Here is a 19,860-nt window from a genome sequence, read left to right as displayed (position 1 = left end):
CATTCGTTAAAACCATGAACATCATAGTATTTGTGTTGTCATACCCCGATGGAACATTTAACTCCACACCCGTCATTGGACCCGGGACACCGTAGAAATAATCACAATTAATCCAACTCATTGAATCCGTCCAATCATAAGCATATGAATAAACGTTCGGTCCACCCTGACCTCCTCCAGTTCCTGTGGTGTCCTGAATTGCGGTAATTGTGTCATTATTTGCAGTCCACAAAATATTACCTTCAGTGTCTGTTTCCCCATCAAACAATTGCATGCTCATAGGTGATGCCGATTCAACTGGTGAAGTGATTACTTGAATAGGATTTACTACCTCCAGTAAATTTCCATTTTGCGCTATTTCCATGTAAAATTCTCCTCCGGAAACCAATAGTTCCGTTCCATTTCCAGACTTAGCCAAAGTCACTTTATTGGTCATAATCATATCCAACTTTGAGTAGTTTTCAACTAATGTGATATCCACAATTCCCGTTACAGGATTACCATTCCCATCTTCAAAATTATTTCCGTTTAAATAGAACATGGTTCCTTTTTGCCCTTGGAAATAATAGGTATTAGATACGTCTACCGATATTACTTGTTTCTGAGATTCAAAATACTCGTTTAATAAAGCTGCTGCCTTATTTTCTGTATTTGTTACATTGGGAATTGAAGGACCACTCGGTGATGGTTCCTTTAGATCTTTTTTACAACTTGCTAAAACAACCATAGCACCTAGTGCCATTGATAGTAATAAATTTCTTTTTTTCATGATAGTTTCATTTAAGGTTCTCTTTAAATACCCATCAGAAAAATAAAGGGTTGTCTCGCTATTTTAAAAACGTACGAGGAACCTGACAAAAATCAAAGCCATAATTAATTTTAAATTGGAGAAACGACGAAATATAGTTCTGTAGACCCCTACTAAACAAACCTCATTAAAAGAAGAGTTTCTGCAAAACACAGAAAATCCTGTAATACAAGAGAATTACAGGATACTTAAGTTTGTTAATAATAGAAAATATAACACCCTTGGCTAACCCTCCATTTATCACTCTATTAATACATCCTACATAGGTCTGTATTCTTGCTGAGCTGGAAGATTATACAGGGCTTACTTATAATACGCTTGGAGAGCGGGAACAGTTGCTTTAAAAAACTCATAAAAAATTCTAAAAAAACAATTCCAGTTATCTACATACTCCTAAATTTGCAGCATGGAAAAAAAGGAAGACAAATTAAAAGAGGTGATATCTCATGCTAAGGAGTATGGATACATTTTCCCTTCATCAGAAATATACGACGGATTATCAGCAACTTACGACTACGGACAGTTAGGTAGTGAGTTAAAGAATAATATTAAAAATTACTGGTGGACTGCCATGGTTCAAATGCACGAGAACATTGTAGGTATTGATGCTGCAATTTTTATGCACCCAAAAACATGGAAAGCCTCTGGTCACGTTGACGCCTTTAATGATCCATTAATCGACAACAAAGATTCTAAGAAAAGATATAGAGCTGATGTATTGATCGAAGAACACATTGAAAAATACAGAGCTAAAATTGAGAAAGATGTTGCCAAAGGAATTAAAAAGTTTGGTGATGACTTCGACGAAGCACAATTCAGAGCTACAAACCCGAATGTTTTAAGAAATCAAAAGAAAATTGATGAAATAGAACAGCGCATGGGTGAAGCTTTAACCAATGAAGATTTACCTGCTGTTAAAGCCTTGATTGAAGAGTTAGGAATAGCTTGTCCTGTTTCTGGTTCTAAAAACTGGACAGACGTAAAGCAATTCAACTTAATGTTCTCAACAGAATTAGGAGCGGTTGCAGGTGATGCCTCTAAAATTTACTTACGTCCAGAAACGGCACAGGGTATTTTTGTAAACTTCTTGAACGTACAGAAATCAGGAAGAATGAAGATTCCTTTTGGAATTGCTCAAATTGGTAAAGCTTTCCGTAACGAAATCATTGCACGTCAGTTTATTTTCAGAATGCGTGAATTCGAACAAATGGAGATGCAATTCTTTGTACGTCCAGGAGAAGAAATGAAGTGGTACGAACACTGGAAAAGCGAACGTTTAAAGTGGCACAAAGCTTTAGGTTTAGGTGAAAACCACTACAGAGTTCACGATCACATCAAATTAGCACACTACGCAAACGCGGCTTGTGATATCGAATTTGACTTCCCAATGGGGTTCAAAGAATTAGAAGGTATTCACTCAAGAACTGACTTCGATTTAAAACAACATGAAGAGCACTCTGGTAAAAAGTTGCAGTACTTCGATCCTGAGCTAAATGAGAACTACACACCATACGTTATTGAAACTTCTATAGGTTTAGATAGAATGTTCTTAGCTGTATTGAGTAATTCATTGAAAACAGAAGATTTAGGAGAAGGAAAAACAAGAACAGTACTTCAAATTCCAGCTGCATTGGCACCGTACAAAGTAGCAGTTCTTCCTTTATTAAAGAAAGATGGATTACCAGAAAAAGCGAGAGAAATTATCAATAGCTTGAAGTTTGATTTCAATTGTCAATACGATGAAAAAGATACGGTTGGTAAGCGTTACAGAAGACAGGATGCCATTGGAACTCCTTTCCACGTAACAGTAGACCACCAATCTTTGGAAGACAACACTGTTACTTTAAGAGATAGAGACACCATGGAACAGACCCGTGTAAACATCTCAGATCTTAGAGCAATTATTGGAGAAAAAGTAAGCTTAGCATCTCTTTTAAGCTAAGGAAAACATACAGATTTAATAAAAATGCGATTCCCTCTAATGTGAATCGCATTTTTTATTTAACTTCATCCTTAAACCAAATTATACTATTATGATTCATTCAAATGAATTCACTCTACCAGAACTCAAGGAATGCTCTGCTATGGAGCATCAGCTCGTATTTGTTTTTGGATATAGAGAACAATTCGAGAATGAATTTGAATTTGCTTTGGTACGTGAGAAATTCCCCAATGCGCAAATTGTAACAACTTCAACAGCTGGTCATATTAAAGGAAATAAGTTCAGTGAAGAAATTGCTATTTCTGCTCATCGTTTTGATCACACTCAAATTAAAGCTTTTTCAAAAAACGCAACGGAAGAGGGTTTAGAGGTAAGTAAAAAACTAATCGAAGATATTCCAGAAGAAGGACTAAAAGGTCTTTTAATTATTGCGGACAATACCTTTGGTAATAGTGCTGATTTAATTAGTGAACTCAACAACCATTACAAAGGAGGCATTAACATTTTTGGTGGCCTTGCCGGAAATATGGATTTGCGAGTACCTTCTATTTCAGGACTTAACGAAGCTCCAAGCGAAAACAATGTTATCGCTATTGCCTTGTATGGCGAAGAGCTTTCTATCAAAACAAATAAAGTAATTACCGCGAAAGGTTTTGGTTTAGATTTTACCGTTTCTGATTACAATAGAAATGTCCTTCTCGGACTCAATGGAAAATCTGCTTACGACGTATTATACAAATTACTCGATGCAGAAAGTCCACAACATTTCGAAGAGAAAATCATGTTATACCCCTTTCTGTAAAAACAAAAAACAGAACAAAATACGTACGTAGTCCAATTCACGTAGATCACGAAAATAAATCTTTAATTTACGGCGGAGACTTTAAGCTTGGAGACAAAGTACAATTAACCCGTTCGGATATCATCGATGGATTAGAAGAAACTGAAGAAGAAGCTTCTTTCCTATCTAAAAACCAACCACAAATGGTCTTCTTAACCTCATGTTACGGTAGAAGATTATTTTTAAACGAACTTATAGAAGATGAAGTAATTGCATTAAGTACAGGGTTCGGTAAGGATATTAATATAACTGGTTTTTATTCTTATGCTGAGTTTTTAACTGAAGCCAATAATAACAATGCATGTGAGATACACAACTTCTCTATTGCCATGGTTGCCCTTTCTGAATGAAACTAAGAAATAAAATATTACTTAAACAAATAGAACGTCTTGCACCTCAAAAAGATATCGAGGAGTGGGAACCTTTATTTCATGCCATAGACCGCGTCTATGAGCAACTGCATACAGAGGTTCGATTACTTGAAGAAATCGCCAATAAAATGGTTGATGATATGACGGATGCAAACAAGAACTTAGAACGAATAAATGAGTCTTTAGATGGTTTCAATTATCACGTTTCTCACGATTTGAAATCTCGTTTTATGAATACTCAAAGCTTGGTGATGATACTCAAAAAGTATATCAATAAGCCCGGACAAGAAGATAAGGTTGCTGAAATTTGTGAAAAACTTGAATGGAATTCGGAAAAAGCCATTGAAACGGTAAACGAATTCTTAGAGATTAGCAGACTTGATTATGAAGATGAGGAAAAAAGAGTAGAGCCTTGTAAACTTATTGACTGTATAAGTAATCAAGTGGAAAGCATCAATGGTTTGCAGAAAAAACACATTAAACTAGACCTCGATGCATTTGACGAAATATATTTTGACAAGACTTCCTTAAATAGTGTCTTAAGAAATGTACTAACGAATGCAATAAAATATAAAAAAGAGGACCGTGAACCGGAGATAGAAATCAAAACATCTTTTAACTTTGACCACCCTGTAATAATGATCCGAGATCATGGAATTGGTTTGGATACAGAAAAGTTAAAGAATGAGCTTTTTAAACCTTTCCACAGGTTTAAAAACAGTAAATTTACAGAAGGGAACGGAGTAGGTCTCTTCTTAATTAGAAAAACCATGGAGTCTGGAGGAGGCTCTGTAAGTATATACGGTAAAGAAAATGAGGGGGTAACACTCTCTTTAAAATTTAAGAAAGATGCAGTTAGATAGAAGTAAAATACTTTTGATAGATGATAATGAAATCACAAATTTTTGTAATAAGGACATCATTGGTGATTTAAACATTTTTAATGAAATCTTAGCTTTCACAAGTCCAAGTGAAACTCTTGATTACCTAAAATCCCTATTCGAAAACAAAGAAGATATCCCTGCTGTGTTCATCGTTGATGTGAAAATGCCAGAAATGGATGGCTTTGAATTAATTGATGAAATTGATGAATTATTCGAGGAACATGACTTTGAGCTAATGCCACTTTTCTTCATACTAACTACTTCTAATCACAAAAGAGATTACGAGCAATTCGATAAAACTCCTCAAGCTAAAGAATACATCACTAAGCCGCTCAGCGAAGAGAAGCTTAAAGAGATGTTATCTAAATTTAGTTTCTTGAGTTAAAAAATATTTTCTTGAAGGGTTCTGTTAACTGCGCAAAGAACCCTTGAGGATAATCCTCATCATCATCAAACCCGAGTGTAATATCTTTACCAGAATAAGGAATATAATTAGTTCCAAAAAGATAATCCCATAAGCTTAACGAAATTCCGAAATTCATTCCTTTCGGGTGACTTTCCGGCAACTCCTTAGCGTGATGCCAGATATGCATTTTCGGATTATTAAGTATATACTTTAAAGGTCCATAATCCCAGGACACATTGGCATGGTTTAAATGACCAATTAGAATGGTTATTCCATGAATGATAAAAGCGTTTTCCAATGAAAAATTGAAAAGCATAATCAACCCCAAGTACTTAAAAGAATTATACACAACCGTCTCCATAAAGTGATAACGCAAATGCGCAGCAAAGCCCATTTCTTTTACGGAGTGATGCACTTTGTGAAACTGCCATAAAAAATCTACTCTATGCAGTAAATTATGTACAGCCCACTGAATAAAATCAGACATCAGGAAGAAGACTAAAAACTGCAACCACATGGCTTTATTCGAAAAGTCATACAAGGTGATGTTCTCAATTCCAATAGCCTCCAATCCTCTGTTTAAGTAGTGAACACTTACATCACTTAAAGCAGTAAAGAGCAATAGGTTGAAAAAGAAAAAGTTGAAAAACATATAAAATGCATCCAACCAAAAATCTTTTCTAAAAATTGCCTGCTTCTTTCTCCAAGGTAAGAGAATTTCTAATCCCCAAACGGCAAGAGAAACAAGAATTAAATAATAGAAATAGTTTAAATCACCCTCAAAAAAAGGATGAATTAAACTACGCCAAAAATAAGATGCATAGTTACTATACGCATTACTAATAATTTCAAAAATACTATCCAAAATAAGGCTTCATTCTTGACCAAGCACCTCCATTGTAAGCTTCTACTCCTGCCGCCTTCAATTTAGACTTCGCCATGTTACTTCTCACACCAGATGCGCAAACGCAAACCACTGGCTTATTTTTACTTTTCAACTTAGTTATTTCCTTCGATGATAAATTCTGAAGAGGAATATTTACAGCCGATTTTATACCCGCCGATTTAACTTCTCCTGGATTCCTAACATCCAACAAAATTGCACCATTATCTTTTAATGCTTGGAAATCCGTTTTTGGCCCAAACAATTTTTGTAATAATCCCATTATTTTCTTTTTTCTCTTTCAAATATACGTTAAAGTGAAGCTTTTGGACGTAGCAAATGTTACACAAATCCTAAAAACTCAATTAACTTTCTAGTATGTATATTTGCTGATATGATGAAAAGCATCTTACTTCTTGCATCTTTTCTGCTGTTGAGCCTTTCTCTTCAGGCACAGCAACTGAATTTTACCAATTTTTCAGTTTCAGAAGGCTTGGCACAATCAGAAGTCTACTCCATGCTCGAAACCGATGAAGGTGAACTAATTGTTGCAACTCAAGGTGGTGGAGTTTCTATTTTTGACGGTAAAGTCTTTAGTACATTAACTAAAAATGACGGACTTCGATCTAACAACGTAAATATACTTTTCCCTTACCACGACAGTATTTTGATTGGTACAGACAAAGGTTTATGTGTTTACTTCAACAAAAACATTATTAGGTCTCTTCCATTAGAAGCGCAGGTTACGAGCATTCATAAAAAAGGAAAAGCCTTTTTAATTGGAACAAACAATGGTGTTCATCTATTGAAGGAAGGAAAGATCTATCAACAGAAAAATGTACAACTATATAATAAAAAAGTAACAGGATTTTTTAGCGATAGCACACATCAATACTGGGTAACAACTACTGAAGGTATTTTTAATCTATCCAATCCTTTTAAAAGAATTACCACGACACAAGGGTTACCTACCAATTCCATTGCTTGTGTAACTGAAAGTGAAAACTACATTTTCTTAGGAACAGAGGGACATGGTGTTGTGGTTTTAAACAAAGGTTTAGCGGTTGTTCGAGAAAAAGCCTTTGATAGAAAACTGGCAGTAAGTAGCTTGTTAATTGACAGTCAAAACAAATTATGGATAGGTACACAAAACCAAGGTGTCTTTAGGATCAATAAAAAACAAATCGATCATTTTACACTCACTGAAGGTTTACCCAGTAACTATGTTAAATCATTTCATGAAGACCATTGGGGAAATATTTGGATTGGTAGTTACGGAGGTGGATTGAGTCGTTTTACAGAAACTCAATTTGTCCATTTCGACAATTACTCTGGTTTAAGTAGTGATTACATTTTACACCTTGTTGCTGTCCAGGAAAATAAAATTTGGGCTTCAACAGGTACGGGTGGTTTAAACCTGATTGGTCCCAATCGCATACACAACCTCATCAAAGATGGAGCAGGAAAAACGCTCAATAGAATCACCGTTTTTGATATAGATAAAAATGGAAATGCATGGGTCTTTGAGGAAGACAGAGGACTGGCATATGTTAGTTTCTACAACGGTAGATTTACTTTTCAGCGTATTAAAACAGATTATCAACTTTTAAACGTCAATGATCTTAAAATACATAAGAATGAAATCTATGTAGCGACGAATAACAAGGGGATACTAAAAGCAAGGTTATCGGGATCTAAACGCAGTCTGCGGTTTGAAAGAATTGAATTATTATTCGATAAAACAGGACAAAATATTCTCTTACTTGAGTTTGATCCTGAAGGGAACCTATGGTTTATTGATGAACGAAAAGGATTGGCTAAAATGACGTCCAATCAGCTCACGTACATAGACAACACCCAAGATCTTGATATACGTTCTATTGGCTTCCATAAATCAACACCCATACTGGGTACCTCCAGTGGACTCTATACAGTGCAAGGAATTCATTTATTAAAATGGAAAAGCAATCCACGTTTGAGTTCAGAAAACATTTACCAAGTAGAGGTAGATAAAGACGAAAATGTATGGGTTGGTTCAGAACAAGGTTTGGATAAAATCAGTTCATTTTTTGGTGCTCCGAACTTTCAACATTACGGTCCGAGAGAAGGATTTCAAGGTTTGGAAACGACAAGAAATGCCGTGGATTTGGACCCTAATGGTAACTTATGGTTTGGAACAGTAAAAGGAATAGAGAAATACGCGAAAAAGTCCTATAACAAAAAGAAAATTGCACCGCTTTTAAAGGTAAAAGATATTCGCATTGGCTATGTGCCCATTGAGCAAACTGAGTATTTCTATTTTGTAAAAGACGGATTGCAAGAAACAGACAGCCTTATTCTTCCTTTCGATAAAAAACCCATAGAGATTGAATTAAAAGCGCTTGACCTATCTACTGCTCAAGGTGCAAATTTCACGCACTTTTTAGAGGGCTATGATGAGATGTGGGCGCCGATTACCAAAAGAAACACAATACTGTTCAATAACCTCCCTCCTGGAGATTACATATTGCGCTACAAAACGGGAAACTCTCAAGCTTGGACACCCGTACGGAGTATACGCCTCATCATCACTCCGCCCTTCTATTCTGCATGGTGGTTCATTGTTTTAATAGTTCTGGGCATAGTAGGATTTTTCTACCTCATCTTTAGAATTGCTTTGGCTAGGTTGAGAAAAAACAACGAGGCGCTGAAAGAAAAATTAGAAATGGAACGCAACCTTGTGGAATTAGAGCAAAAAGCTTTGCGCTTACAAATGAATCCACACTTTGTATTCAACGTACTGCAATCTATCCAAGAACAAATTATTAAAGACGACAAAAATAAAGCGCGTTTGGTAATTGCGAAATTCGCTAAGTTGATGCGTTCCATCCTAGAGAATTCTCGTGAAAAATACATCAGTATTGAAGAAGAATTGAACACCGTTGAGCACTACATGAAATTAGAGCAACTCATCAAATCTTTGGATTTCACCTATACCATTGAGGTGGATGATGAGCTAGATACAGATGAGGAAATCATTCCCCCATTGCTCATTCAACCTTTTATAGAAAACGCTATCATCCATGGTTTCAAACATCTAAAAAGAGCTCCCCATATAGCCATTGAGGTGAAATTAGAAACGGAGAATAACATTTTAATTACCATAGACGATAATGGTTGTGGTAGGCAAAAGTCACAATCCACAAAAAGTCAAGTAGATCACCTCCACAAGTCACTTGCCTTACAGGTAACCCAGGAGCGACTATCTATATTGGATCAGCATCAAAACGACAAACCATTATTTGCCATTATCGACAAGGTGGAAAATGGAGAACCCATGGGAACACGCATTGAATTAAGAATAGGAATATGAGTAAAGCCAAATTAAAAAAGCATTTACAAGACCTCAACGAGGAACAACTCCGCGAACAAATTATTGAGCTCTACGAGAAATTTAAACCCGTAAAAACATATTTCAATTTTGCCTTCAACCCGAGGGAAGATAAACTCATTGAAGATGCTCGAGTAAAAATCAGCAAGGAGTACTTCCCTACTACCAAACGAAGGGCAAAACTCAGAAGAACTACAGCCACCAAGTTGATTAAACACTTTCAGAGTTTAGAAATGTCTCCAGATAAAATTGCAGATATTATGCTCTACGCCATAGAAGTAGCACAAACCTACACCTCCACTCGCGTCATAAAGAATGACAACTTTTTTGTGGGTATGTTCAGGCAATACGAGGATGCATTAAAATGGATTTCGGGGAATAACTTAATGCAAATATTCAAACCTCGTTTGGAACGAATTGTAGAAGAAGCTTGGCAACAAAACTGGTTTAACAGGACTGCTTTTCAGGATATGGCGCCTTGAGACAATATAATCGCTTCAAATCCGTTAACTTTGAACAAAATTAGAACATGAAATCTGTTGTTGCTTTTATTTTGGTAATTGGTGTGAGTTTTGCGTGTAACAAAACCAAAAACCACCCTGTTCCAAGTTTACCTTTTGATACAGAGATAAACCTTACCCTTCCTTCCTATTCTTCCTTACAATCGGTTAGCGGATATGCTTATGTATTGGGTGGTATTAAAGGACTGATTGTATACCGTAGAGGACCGAATGAATTTGTATGTTTTGATAGAATGTCAACCACCGCAAACGCTGCAGATTGTGATACAGGTTTAGTTGTAAACCCAGATAACTTTTTAGTATTAGACGACCCTTGTTCTGATGCTCAATTCTCTTTGTACGATGGATCTATCGTAAACGGAGATGTTGAATTTGGACTCAGACAATACCGTACCGCGTGGGATGGTAATACAAAACTACGCCTCTACAACCAATAAAATGCTGATGAATATCAACAGCTATCCTCTCAAATAGATTATCATATTTCCTAGAGATGTATATCTTTGGGGCATGATAGATGAAATAATCGATTTTGCATTGAGAGAAGATCTCCAGGATGGAGACCATTCCTCACTATCTACTATTCCCGAAAGCGCAACGGGAATAGCGAAATTACTGGTGAAAGATCATGGAATTGCGGCAGGTGTTGAATTAGCGGAACGTATTTTTCATCGCTTTGATCCCAACTTAAAAGTTGAAGTTTTCATTCATGATGGTGAAGCAATTAAAGAAGGTGATATTATTTTAACCGTAGAAGGAAGCTCTCGCTCTATATTATCTACAGAACGTTTGGTACTAAACTTCATGCAACGCATGAGTGGAATCGCGACACACACCAACAAAATTGTACAAATTTTAGATGGCTGCGATACGAAATTGTTAGACACAAGAAAAACTACACCATGTATACGTGCCATGGAAAAATGGGCTGTTAAAATTGGTGGTGGTTACAACCATAGATTTGGGTTGTATGACATGATTATGATCAAAGACAACCACATCGATTATGCAGGTGGAATTGCTCAAGCCATTAAAGGTGCCAAAGATTACTTGCAACAAACAGGGAAAGACCTTAAGATAGAAGTTGAGGTAAGAGACACCAAAGAATTGGAAGAAGTATTGGCAGTAGGTGGAATCGACAGAATTATGTTAGACAACTTCACACCTGAAGAGATTAAAGCTATACTTCCAACTATTCCTGAGCAATATGAAACAGAAGCATCAGGAGGAATTACAATAGATAACATACGTGCTTATGGTGAAACAGGAGTAGACTACATTTCTTCTGGAGCCCTAACACATTCAATAAGCTCTTTAGATTTAAGTCTAAAAGCAACATTCAACAAATAATATATGCAACAGATTACAATTGCCAACATTGAAAAGGCGGTAAACAAAATAGACAATTTAGACGACGATGGTTTAGAGAAAATCTCTGAAACCTATGGCTTAGCACAGCAGGACTTTTTAGGTTACGCTATGTCTGCAGGTATGGAGTTCGAAAATGATACGCTTACAGGGTTAATCATTTACTACTTCAACATTTATTTCGAGGCTTTTGCGCAGCAAGGTGTAAAGGTTAAAAGAATTACAAATGAAGATATCGATGCTTTTCAAGACGAATTTTCTCAAGTTTTAGAGGAATACATGGATGAAGAGGATATTGATTTAATTCTAGCCATTACCAACCAGCCAAATTTAATTGCCTTTATGGCCAACGAAATAGAAATGGCAGATGATGACGGTACAAGTTTAGATGATGAAACAGCTACACAATTGTTTATCGTTTCAACAGCTATGATTGGATTAATGAACAAAGCCATTGCATAAGATGAAGTCGCCCCAAGAAATTGTAAACTTAATGCTGCAAGAAGATGCCTTCTCTCAATTATTGGGAATGAAGTTAATTGCTATTGCCAAAGGAAGTTGTACACTTGAATTGGAGGTAACCAAAGATTTTGTCAACGGATTTAATATTGCACATGGGGGACTATCGTACGCATTAGCAGATAGTGCCCTTGCTTTTGCTTCCAATACCTACGGTTTTCAATGTGTGAGTATTGAAACCTCTATTTCTCATACTAGACCTTGTTTCACCGGGGATAAATTAACCGCGGTATGCAGTGAAGAAAACAGAAGCAAAAGGTTAGGGATATACACAGTAAAGGTTACCAATCAAACTGGAAAAGTGGTAGCTTTGTTTAAGGGAACTGTGCATGTTTCAGAAAATATTTGGTAAATTTTACAACTCGTTTTAAATCGTTAATCTATTACTTCTAACGATTATTTACCAATACACTAATTAATTTTATTAACTTATGAGTGTATTACTACTACAAATACATTCTGCAAGGAAAAAGTAATGGCTTTTTGCACATGGTAAAATTCGCAATTTTATTGTGCGTGCTTAGAATATTTTCCTATATTTAAATGATAGAAATGAGTAATTCTAAAACAGAAGAGAAAATCGATTTTAGCATACGTCATGCGTGGCATAAAATATCGAGGATGTATAATCAGAAAGCCTCGGTACACGACATGACCATTTCCATAGGTTTTATTTTATTGATTGTTGATAAAGAAGGTACGCCAAGTACTCAACTAGGACCAAGAATGGGAATGGAGCCTACAAGTTTATCAAGAACCTTAAAAACAATGGAGACGAGGGGATTGATTTACAGAGAGGCCGATAAATTAGACAAAAGGAAAGTACTGATTTTCCTAACGCCGGAAGGAGTTGAACAACGAAGACTTGCCAAAAATGTGGTGTTAGAATTCAACGAGAAACTCTACGAACGCATTCCAAAAGGAAAATTGAAGGTATTTTTTGAAGTAATGGACAAAATTGATTTAACTGTTGAAGAAGAGCTTAGAAATATGATAAGATTTTTCTAAAACGTTAAAACTATGAATAGACACATTCGCAAAGTTGCGGTGCTTGGTTCGGGAGTCATGGGCTCCCGAATAGCATGTCACTTTGCTAACATCGGGCTAGATGTTCTTTTGCTCGATATCGTACCCAAAGAACTCAACGAAAAAGAACAAAAATCAGGATTAACCCTCGAAGACAAAAAAGTAAGAAACAGAATTGTCAATGATTCACTTACTTTCGCCCTCAAGTCCAATCCTTCACCTATCTACAGCAAGTCTTTCGCCGGAAGAATAAAAACCGGAAACTTCGAAGACGATCTTCATCAAATCAAAGATTGTGATTGGACCATAGAAGTGGTTATCGAAAGATTAGACATCAAACAACAAGTATTTGCAAAAGTTGAAGAACACCGTAAAGCAGGTAGTTTAATTACTTCCAACACCTCCGGTATTCCTATTCACCTGATGTTAGAAGGCAGAAGCGATGATTTCAAGAAACATTTCTGTGGAACTCACTTCTTCAACCCTCCAAGGTATTTACAACTTTTTGAAGTTATTCCAACCAAAGAAACAGCGCCAGAGGTGGTTGACTTCTTTATGGAATATGGTAGAAAATACTTAGGTAAGAAAACAGTATTATGTAAAGACACTCCTGCATTTATTGCCAACAGAGTTGGGGTCTACTCTATTATGTCACTTTTCCATGCCGTTAAGGAATTGGACATGAATATAGAGGAGATAGATAAATTGACAGGTCCAATATTGGGTAGACCAAAATCTGCCACTTTTAGAACCTGTGATGTAGTTGGGTTAGATACTTTGGTACATGTAGCAAATGGACTCAAAGAAAATTGTCCAAACGACGAAGCCAGAGATCTATTTAACCTTCCTGACTATATCTCAAAAATGGTTGAGAACAACTGGTTAGGATCTAAAACCAACCAAGGTTTCTACAAAAAAGTAGTAGATGAAAATGGAAAGAAAAACATTCTTTCATTAGATCTCAACACTTTAGAATATAGAGAAAAAGCAACTGTAAACTTCCCTACGCTAGCTATGGCAAAACCCATAGACGATTTGAAACAACGTACAAAAATGTTGTTCCAAGGAATGGACAAAGCAGGTGAGTTCTACAGAAAAACTTTCGCCGGTCTATTTGCTTACGTAACCAATAGAATTCCAGAAATATCTGATGACCTCTACAAAATCGACGATGCTATCAAAGCAGGTTTTGGTTGGGAATTAGGTCCTTTCGAAACGTGGGATTTAATTGGTTTAGACAAAGGATTAGAATTAATTGCTAAAGAAAACCATAAAGCTGCAGCTTGGGTAGAAGAAATGAAAGCCGCAGGTATTACTTCTTTCTACAAAAATGATAAAGGAAGCAAGTTGTACTACGACATCGCTGCTAAAGCATACAAAACCATTCCGGGTACAGAAAACATGGTTATTCTCGATGCTTTGCGCGAAGAGAATACAGTTTGGAAAAACAGCGATGCAACTTTAGTTCATCTAGGAGACGGTATCTTAAACTTAGAATTCCACACAAAAATGAACACCATAGGCGGTGGAGTGATTGAAGGAATTAACAAAGCTATTGACATTGCCGAAAAAGAATACAAGGGACTCGTAATCTCAAATACAGGTCAAAACTTTAGCGCCGGAGCTAATGTTGGAATGATCTTTATGATGGCGGTGGAACAAGATTTCGACGAATTAAACTTCGCCGTAAAAACTTTCCAAGATACTATGATGCGTGTGCGTTATAGTGATATCCCTGTAATTGTTGCTCCTCATAACCTGGCTTTAGGTGGAGGATGTGAATTATCTATGCATTCGGATAAAGTTGTAGCCCATGCAGAACTATACATGGGGTTGGTTGAATTCGGTGTTGGTGTTATTCCTGGTGGTGGTGGTACCAAAGAGTTTGTAAAAAGACTCTCTGAAGAGTTATCAGAAGGTGACATTCGCATCAACAAAATGCGTGAACGTTTCTTAACGATTGGTCAAGCCAAAGTTGCTACCTCTGCAGAAGAAGCCTTTGAATTGGGTTACTTAAGAAGAGGACAAGACGAATATGTAATGTCGAGAGAATTGCAATTAACACGTGCTAAAGAAGCTTGTTTAGGCTTAGCCAACAAAGGTTATGTAGCCCCTCCAAAAGAGAAAAACATCACCATCCTTGGTCAAGAAGGATTAGGAATTGTTTATGTAGGAGCTGACTCAATGCAGTCTGGGAACTACATCTCAGAACACGACAGACTCATCTCAGAAAAACTAGGTTTTGTAATGTGTGGGGGTGACATCTCCGAGCGCGTTCAAGTTTCTGAACAATATCTCCTCGACTTAGAAAGAAGAGCCTTCGTAGAACTCTGCGCCGAACGTAAAACACTAGAACGTTTAGAGAGCATGGTGAAAAAAGGTAAAATTCTTAGAAATTAAGCTTAGACGTTTAGAGTGTTAGACATTTAGACCTTTAGAGATGAAGAAACATAGGTACAAAGAATTGAAAATCTGGCAAAAATCAATGGATTTGGTAGAGGAAATCTATACAATAACAAAGTCATTACCAAGTCAAGAAGATTTCAATTTAAAGCCACAATTAAACAGATGTGCTGTTTCTATTCCATCCAATATTGCCGAAGGCTCTGGTCGTGACTCTAACAAAAGTTTTATTCACTTTCTAAATATAAGTATCTCTTCTGCCTTTGAGCTTGAAACTCAGCTTTTCTTGATTCATAGACTCTATGATATAGAAATTAATGAAGTACAAGAGAAAGTAGAAGAAATTCAAAAAATGATAAGATCTTTTAGCATCTCGTTAAACAAAATCTAATTGTCTAACGGTCTAAAAGTCTAAAAATCTTTAAAAAACATGAACGCATACATAGTAACAGGATATAGAACCGCAGTTGGGAAAGCCAACAAAGGTGGTTTCCGCTTTTACAGACCCGATGATTTGGGGGCGGATGTGATCAAACACATTTTAAAAGAAGTTCCGCAATTAGATCCCGCACGTGTGGACGATGTAATTGTTGGGAACGCTACACCCGAAGCTGAGCAAGGGTTAAACATGGGAAGAATGATCTCATTAATGGGACTCGGAACGGATAAAGTACCAGGAGTTACCGTAAACAGATATTGTTCTTCTGGATTAGAAACGATAGCCATGGCAACTGCAAAAATCAATGCAGGAATGGCAGATTGTATTATCGCCGGTGGAGTTGAATCCATGTCGGTAATGGCCATGGGAGGATGGAGAATTGTTCCCAACGCAAAAGTGGCGAAGAAAAACCCAGACTGGTATTGGGGAATGGGACTCACAGCAGAAGCCGTTGCCAATGAATTTAAAGTCTCGAGAGAAGAGCAAGATGCCTTTGCTTTAGAATCTCACCGCAAAGCTTTGGAGGCTATCAAAACAGGTAGATTTAAAGACGATATCGTTCCCATTGAAGTAGAACACATCTTCTTAGATCAAAACGAAAAACGTCAGGTTAAAACCTATACGGTTGATACAGACGAAGGACCACGTCCGGGAGGATCTATGGAAGCTTTAGGAAGATTACGTCCTGTTTTCGCACAGGGTGGATCGGTTACTGCGGGTAACTCTTCGCAAACTTCAGATGGTGCTGCCTTTTGTTTGGTGATGTCAGAACGTATGGTAAAAGAACTAGGTTTAGAACCCGTAGCGCGTTTGGCTTCTTATTCTGTAGTGGGTGTTCCGCCAAGAATCATGGGTATAGGTCCGGTGGATGCTATTCCAGCAGCTATCAAACAAGCAGGATTACAAAAATCTGACATCAGTTTGTACGAATTAAACGAAGCTTTTGCTTCTCAATCTTTGGCCGTTATTCGCGAAGCTGGATTGGATAAAGAAATTGTTAATGTAAACGGTGGAGCTATTAGTTTGGGGCACCCGCTGGGTTGTACAGGAGCTAAATTAACGGTTCAAATGATGAACGAATTGAAGAAACGCAAGGAGAAATATGGTATTGTAACCATGTGTGTAGGTACCGGACAAGGTGCTGCCGGCGTTATCGAAAGGTTATGAAATCATCACTAAAAAACACAAACGGGGTCGCATTAAATGTGACCCCGTTTTTTCTTTTCTTATCGTTTAGATGCTTAGGCAAACAGCCGGGCTGTACTTTCAATTCACTTCCCAAAGTCTCATTCAACTATACATTTCAAAAGCTTCTTTAGTCGCCTTTTCAAAGTAAGTTTCATGCTACTTTGCTTCAGCTCATTTCCATCCCATCCCTGTTTGAAAATTTTATTCTAGCGGTCTGAATACAAATCCTACTTGAGCACCTACCAAAGCGTTACCATATAGTCCTTCTATTTCCTGACCAAATCTGTAATACTGTAGGTAAGGTTCTAATTCAATAGAAAAGCGTGGACTAAATTTATACGACATTCCCATTTGGAACTGTGCGCTTCCTACATAACCTGTACGCGTGGGAGATATGAAGAAAGAATTGGTATAAGCAACTCCAGTATAAGCACCCAGCTTAGGTTTATTCAAGAAACTAAAATTCACTTGTACATTCTGATTAAGTGTATGGCCATGTATTCCGTAAGAATTGAATGCCTCTTCTGTTCCAGAAACATTTTCAACAAATTGACCATAACCCAAACCAGTAGAAATACGCCATCTAGAAGTTAAATCATAGCGTGCAGATAAGGTCACATTGAATCGGTTATTAAAACGAGCAACCTGATCAACAACATAATACTCATTATTCAATGCCGGATTGTTAACCAACGAAGCATCGGTGGCATACACCTGGTCATCAACAGATCTATAATCGTACGCTCCACCTACATGCACACCGAATGACCATTTACTCGGCAGTAATTCCTTCTCCTGTTCAACAATATGTACAGGTTCTACGCTATCAGCAACAACATTTTGATAAAGACTATCTAACTCAATTGAATCTTCAGCATTAGAAAAAACAACTAGCGCTTCCTTCTCTTCTTTTTTTCTTAAGAGGCTGTCTTCTTGAGGTAAAAGAGGATCCACAATCTCAACAATATGCGCAGTATCTGGTTCTAGGGTGCGCTTTGGAGCAAGAATTTTCTGTATAAGCACCTCTTCTTCCCTTGTAAGATTAGAACGTGACGTACGCTTTGAGGTAGCAATTCTTTGGTCAAAAACCTCCTTATTTGGAACCGCACCATTATCTTTTTCAAATGTTGATTTGGGCTCATTCTCCTCTATTTCAGAAAAGTCAATTTTCTCTTGTGTTACTTCGCTTTCTTGCTCAACTTCTGCTACCGCAGAATTCTTTAAATCAATTGTAGATGAAAGTGTATTCACAAATAGGAGTACCAATAAAATAGACAAAGTACCAAAAGAAATTCCTGTCCACCACAATAGAGCCGCACGTCTTTTCTTCTTGCGCGTCAATTCCGCCTCCAGATTTGTCCAAACTTGTTGAGTAGGCTGCGCTCCGAATTCCGCAAAGCGATCTTGTAAACCTCTATCCTTTTGCATAATTCATTTGATTTTTTTCATTCTCTTCTTCCTCTTCTATCCATTGTCTTAATAGACTCCTTGCTCTACTGTATTGAGATTTAGATGTTCCGGCTGAGATTTCTAATTTCTGCGCTATTTCTTCATGGTTAAATCCTTCAATAGCATATAAGTTAAAAACCGTTCTATAACCCAAGGGTAATCGCTGTATTTTCTTCACCAGATCTTCCAAAGCCATTTTTTCAAACGCAGTTTCTAGGTCTACACTATTACCTTGTATATGCTTATAGTTTTCAAGCCTCAAGTCAATCGCTTTATTTTTTCTATACATCTCCAGTCCTACATTTACTGCTATGGTCCTCAACCAAGCGCCTAGATTCCCTGAAGGGTTTAATTGATGTATAGACTTAAATGCCCGAAGAAATGCCTCCTGCAAATAATCCTCTGCTTCAGAGACATCCCTGGCATATCTTAGACATACCCCTTTCATCATGTATGCATATCTGTCATACAATTCTCGCTGTGCTTTTAGCTTGCCTTTCTGACACGCCACAACGAGCTCTTGTTCTGTATAAGGGGTCTTTTTCGTAGTCCTATTATTTGAAAAGAAGCGCCAATCTTACTTCAAATCGATTGGATATATAAATGTACGCCCCATTACCATAAAACGGCATAATATCGTAGTAATAATAATTTTGCTCTCCTCTTTGTCTCCAATACCTGTACCCTACACTAGTTGAAATTCCTACATGATCGCTAAAGAAGTTCTGAAACCCAATCTGTGCACCGGCAGTAAAACCACCTTGTACATTTTGCCAATAATTTCTATACAAAGGTTGTAAATACCCTGAAGTAACGGAGATAAAAGGCGTCTTCTTTCTATTTTTCAAAAACAAGTATTTACCTTCAAAAAACATAGGCAACTGCGTACCTGTCTGATTGCCTTCTATACCTAGACCCAAAGACAACATATAGCGTTGGTTCATAATTACACCATTGGTAACTGCCATCGAAAAGTTAGAGTTGTAAAAATCTGTGTTCACTCCTGTGTTAATAGAAGAAACAAAATCAAATTTCTTGGAAGTCAACATCTCTTGTGCTTGCGCACTCAGCCCTAAAAGAAATAGGAATATGATTAAAATAATTCGTTGCATGATCTTTCGTTTTTAAGGATTATTGAATTTGACTTAAGTATTGAATATTCTGTACATCTGTGCAATCGTACTGATACACTCCGTCTTTTGTTAACACGATGGCTAGGTTACCCAATGGAATGATATCAATTGCCTGAATTGTTGAAAAGCTTTGTGTTAAATGATCTCCCACAACCAATGGATCAGTATTGTCAAAAACTTTCAATCCATCGCTACCATCACACACAAAGAGAACATCTCCATTTACTCCTAATCCATGTGGATTAGTAAGACTAAAAGAACTTTTCAATATTGGATTGGCAGGATTGGAAACATCTACCACATCTAATT

At 37.0% G+C, this 19,860-nt stretch carries 20 protein-coding genes and 2 pseudogenes; 15 read left to right on the top strand and 7 right to left on the bottom strand.

From position 1 onward, the window contains the following. Positions 1-769, bottom strand: a pseudogene (locus AC22ZQ_RS03975) (hypothetical protein); the annotation flags it as partial. 445 nt (positions 770-1,214) lie between these two features. Between AC22ZQ_RS03975 and AC22ZQ_RS03970 the strand changes: the two are divergent. The 5 genes from AC22ZQ_RS03970 (at position 1,215) to AC22ZQ_RS03950 (ending at position 5,231) form a co-directional block, all read left to right on the top strand. Next, positions 1,215-2,750, top strand: a complete 1,536-nt coding sequence (locus AC22ZQ_RS03970) for a glycine--tRNA ligase (protein WP_318957375.1) — start codon at positions 1,215-1,217, stop codon at positions 2,748-2,750. Positions 2,751-2,841: 91 nt separating this feature from the next. Beyond that, a complete protein-coding gene (locus AC22ZQ_RS03965) occupies positions 2,842-3,552 on the top strand; it encodes an FIST N-terminal domain-containing protein (protein ID WP_318957373.1) in 711 nt (236 codons plus the stop codon). Next, positions 3,465-3,941: an FIST C-terminal domain-containing protein gene (locus tag AC22ZQ_RS03960; RefSeq protein ID WP_318957377.1), complete on the top strand. Its 477-nt coding sequence runs from the start codon at positions 3,465-3,467 to the stop codon at positions 3,939-3,941. The genes AC22ZQ_RS03965 and AC22ZQ_RS03960 overlap by 88 nt, the downstream gene beginning before the upstream one ends. Then, entirely contained in the window at positions 3,938-4,825 is an 888-nt protein-coding gene (locus AC22ZQ_RS03955; protein ID WP_318957372.1) for a sensor histidine kinase, read from the top strand. Before AC22ZQ_RS03960 ends, AC22ZQ_RS03955 begins: the two co-directional genes overlap by 4 nt. Beyond that, a complete protein-coding gene (locus tag AC22ZQ_RS03950; protein WP_318957371.1) occupies positions 4,812-5,231 on the top strand; it encodes a response regulator in 420 nt (139 codons plus the stop codon). Before AC22ZQ_RS03955 ends, AC22ZQ_RS03950 begins: the two co-directional genes overlap by 14 nt. On the opposite strand, the gene AC22ZQ_RS03945 is transcribed toward AC22ZQ_RS03950, so the two are convergent. Both AC22ZQ_RS03945 and AC22ZQ_RS03940 read right to left on the bottom strand, forming a co-directional pair. Continuing rightward, positions 5,215-6,117, bottom strand: coding sequence for a sterol desaturase family protein (locus AC22ZQ_RS03945; protein ID WP_318957370.1), 903 nt, complete (start codon positions 6,115-6,117; stop codon positions 5,215-5,217). The genes AC22ZQ_RS03950 and AC22ZQ_RS03945 overlap by 17 nt on opposite strands. Then, positions 6,110-6,418 carry a rhodanese-like domain-containing protein gene (locus AC22ZQ_RS03940; protein WP_318957369.1) on the bottom strand — a complete coding sequence of 103 codons (309 nt, stop codon included), beginning with the start codon at positions 6,416-6,418 and terminating at the stop codon, positions 6,110-6,112. The genes AC22ZQ_RS03945 and AC22ZQ_RS03940 overlap by 8 nt, the downstream gene beginning before the upstream one ends. 111 nt (positions 6,419-6,529) lie before the next feature. Between AC22ZQ_RS03940 and AC22ZQ_RS03935 the strand changes: the two genes are divergently transcribed. The 10 genes from AC22ZQ_RS03935 to AC22ZQ_RS03890 all read left to right on the top strand — a co-directional run bounded on the left by AC22ZQ_RS03935 (position 6,530) and on the right by AC22ZQ_RS03890 (position 16,948). Beyond that, the gene (locus tag AC22ZQ_RS03935) at positions 6,530-9,487 is read left to right on the top strand and encodes a sensor histidine kinase (protein ID WP_318957368.1); all 2,958 of its coding nucleotides are present in this window, start codon (positions 6,530-6,532) and stop codon (positions 9,485-9,487) included. After that, positions 9,484-9,987 carry a DUF6155 family protein gene (locus tag AC22ZQ_RS03930; protein ID WP_318957367.1) on the top strand — a complete coding sequence of 168 codons (504 nt, stop codon included), beginning with the start codon at positions 9,484-9,486 and terminating at the stop codon, positions 9,985-9,987. The genes AC22ZQ_RS03935 and AC22ZQ_RS03930 overlap by 4 nt, the downstream gene beginning before the upstream one ends. A 47-nt stretch (positions 9,988-10,034) precedes the next feature. Further along, the gene (locus AC22ZQ_RS03925) at positions 10,035-10,463 is read left to right on the top strand and encodes a Rieske (2Fe-2S) protein (protein WP_318957365.1); all 429 of its coding nucleotides are present in this window, start codon (positions 10,035-10,037) and stop codon (positions 10,461-10,463) included. 73 nt (positions 10,464-10,536) lie between these two features. Beyond that, entirely contained in the window at positions 10,537-11,376 is an 840-nt protein-coding gene (nadC, locus tag AC22ZQ_RS03920; protein WP_318957363.1) for a carboxylating nicotinate-nucleotide diphosphorylase, read from the top strand. A 3-nt stretch (positions 11,377-11,379) separates the two neighbouring features. After that, positions 11,380-11,856, top strand: a complete 477-nt coding sequence (locus AC22ZQ_RS03915) for a hypothetical protein (protein WP_318957361.1) — start codon at positions 11,380-11,382, stop codon at positions 11,854-11,856. Position 11,857: 1 nt separating this feature from the next. After that, positions 11,858-12,265 carry a hydroxyphenylacetyl-CoA thioesterase PaaI gene (gene paaI, locus AC22ZQ_RS03910; RefSeq protein ID WP_318957359.1) on the top strand — a complete coding sequence of 136 codons (408 nt, stop codon included), beginning with the start codon at positions 11,858-11,860 and terminating at the stop codon, positions 12,263-12,265. A gap of 200 nt (positions 12,266-12,465) precedes the next feature. Beyond that, positions 12,466-12,921 carry a MarR family winged helix-turn-helix transcriptional regulator gene (locus AC22ZQ_RS03905; RefSeq protein ID WP_318957358.1) on the top strand — a complete coding sequence of 152 codons (456 nt, stop codon included), beginning with the start codon at positions 12,466-12,468 and terminating at the stop codon, positions 12,919-12,921. A 12-nt stretch (positions 12,922-12,933) separates the two neighbouring features. Further along, a complete protein-coding gene (locus AC22ZQ_RS03900) occupies positions 12,934-15,339 on the top strand; it encodes a 3-hydroxyacyl-CoA dehydrogenase/enoyl-CoA hydratase family protein (protein WP_318957356.1) in 2,406 nt (801 codons plus the stop codon). Positions 15,340-15,379: 40 nt separating this feature from the next. Next, positions 15,380-15,733, top strand: a complete 354-nt coding sequence (locus tag AC22ZQ_RS03895; RefSeq protein ID WP_318957353.1) for a four helix bundle protein — start codon at positions 15,380-15,382, stop codon at positions 15,731-15,733. 39 nt (positions 15,734-15,772) lie between these two features. Then, positions 15,773-16,948 (top strand): acetyl-CoA C-acyltransferase, encoded by a 1,176-nt coding sequence (locus AC22ZQ_RS03890; protein WP_318957352.1) that lies wholly within the window; start codon positions 15,773-15,775, stop codon positions 16,946-16,948. Between the two features lie 222 nt (positions 16,949-17,170). Here AC22ZQ_RS03890 and AC22ZQ_RS03885 read toward each other — a convergent pair whose 3' ends face one another. The 4 genes and pseudogenes from AC22ZQ_RS03885 to AC22ZQ_RS03870 form a co-directional block, all read right to left on the bottom strand. Beyond that, a complete protein-coding gene (locus AC22ZQ_RS03885; RefSeq protein WP_318957350.1) occupies positions 17,171-18,397 on the bottom strand; it encodes a hypothetical protein in 1,227 nt (408 codons plus the stop codon). Continuing rightward, positions 18,384-18,929 (bottom strand): RNA polymerase sigma factor, encoded by a 546-nt coding sequence (locus AC22ZQ_RS03880; protein ID WP_318957348.1) that lies wholly within the window; start codon positions 18,927-18,929, stop codon positions 18,384-18,386. Before AC22ZQ_RS03880 ends, AC22ZQ_RS03885 begins: the two co-directional genes overlap by 14 nt. A gap of 43 nt (positions 18,930-18,972) precedes the next feature. After that, positions 18,973-19,530, bottom strand: coding sequence for a hypothetical protein (locus AC22ZQ_RS03875; protein WP_318957346.1), 558 nt, complete (start codon positions 19,528-19,530; stop codon positions 18,973-18,975). A 19-nt stretch (positions 19,531-19,549) separates the two neighbouring features. Then, positions 19,550-19,860: pseudogene (locus AC22ZQ_RS03870) on the bottom strand (hypothetical protein); the annotation flags it as partial.

Source organism: Lishizhenia sp. (assembly GCF_057456495.1).
The sequence above is the reverse complement of the archived record's forward strand: the minus strand, read 5'-3'. Positions and strand labels throughout refer to the sequence as shown.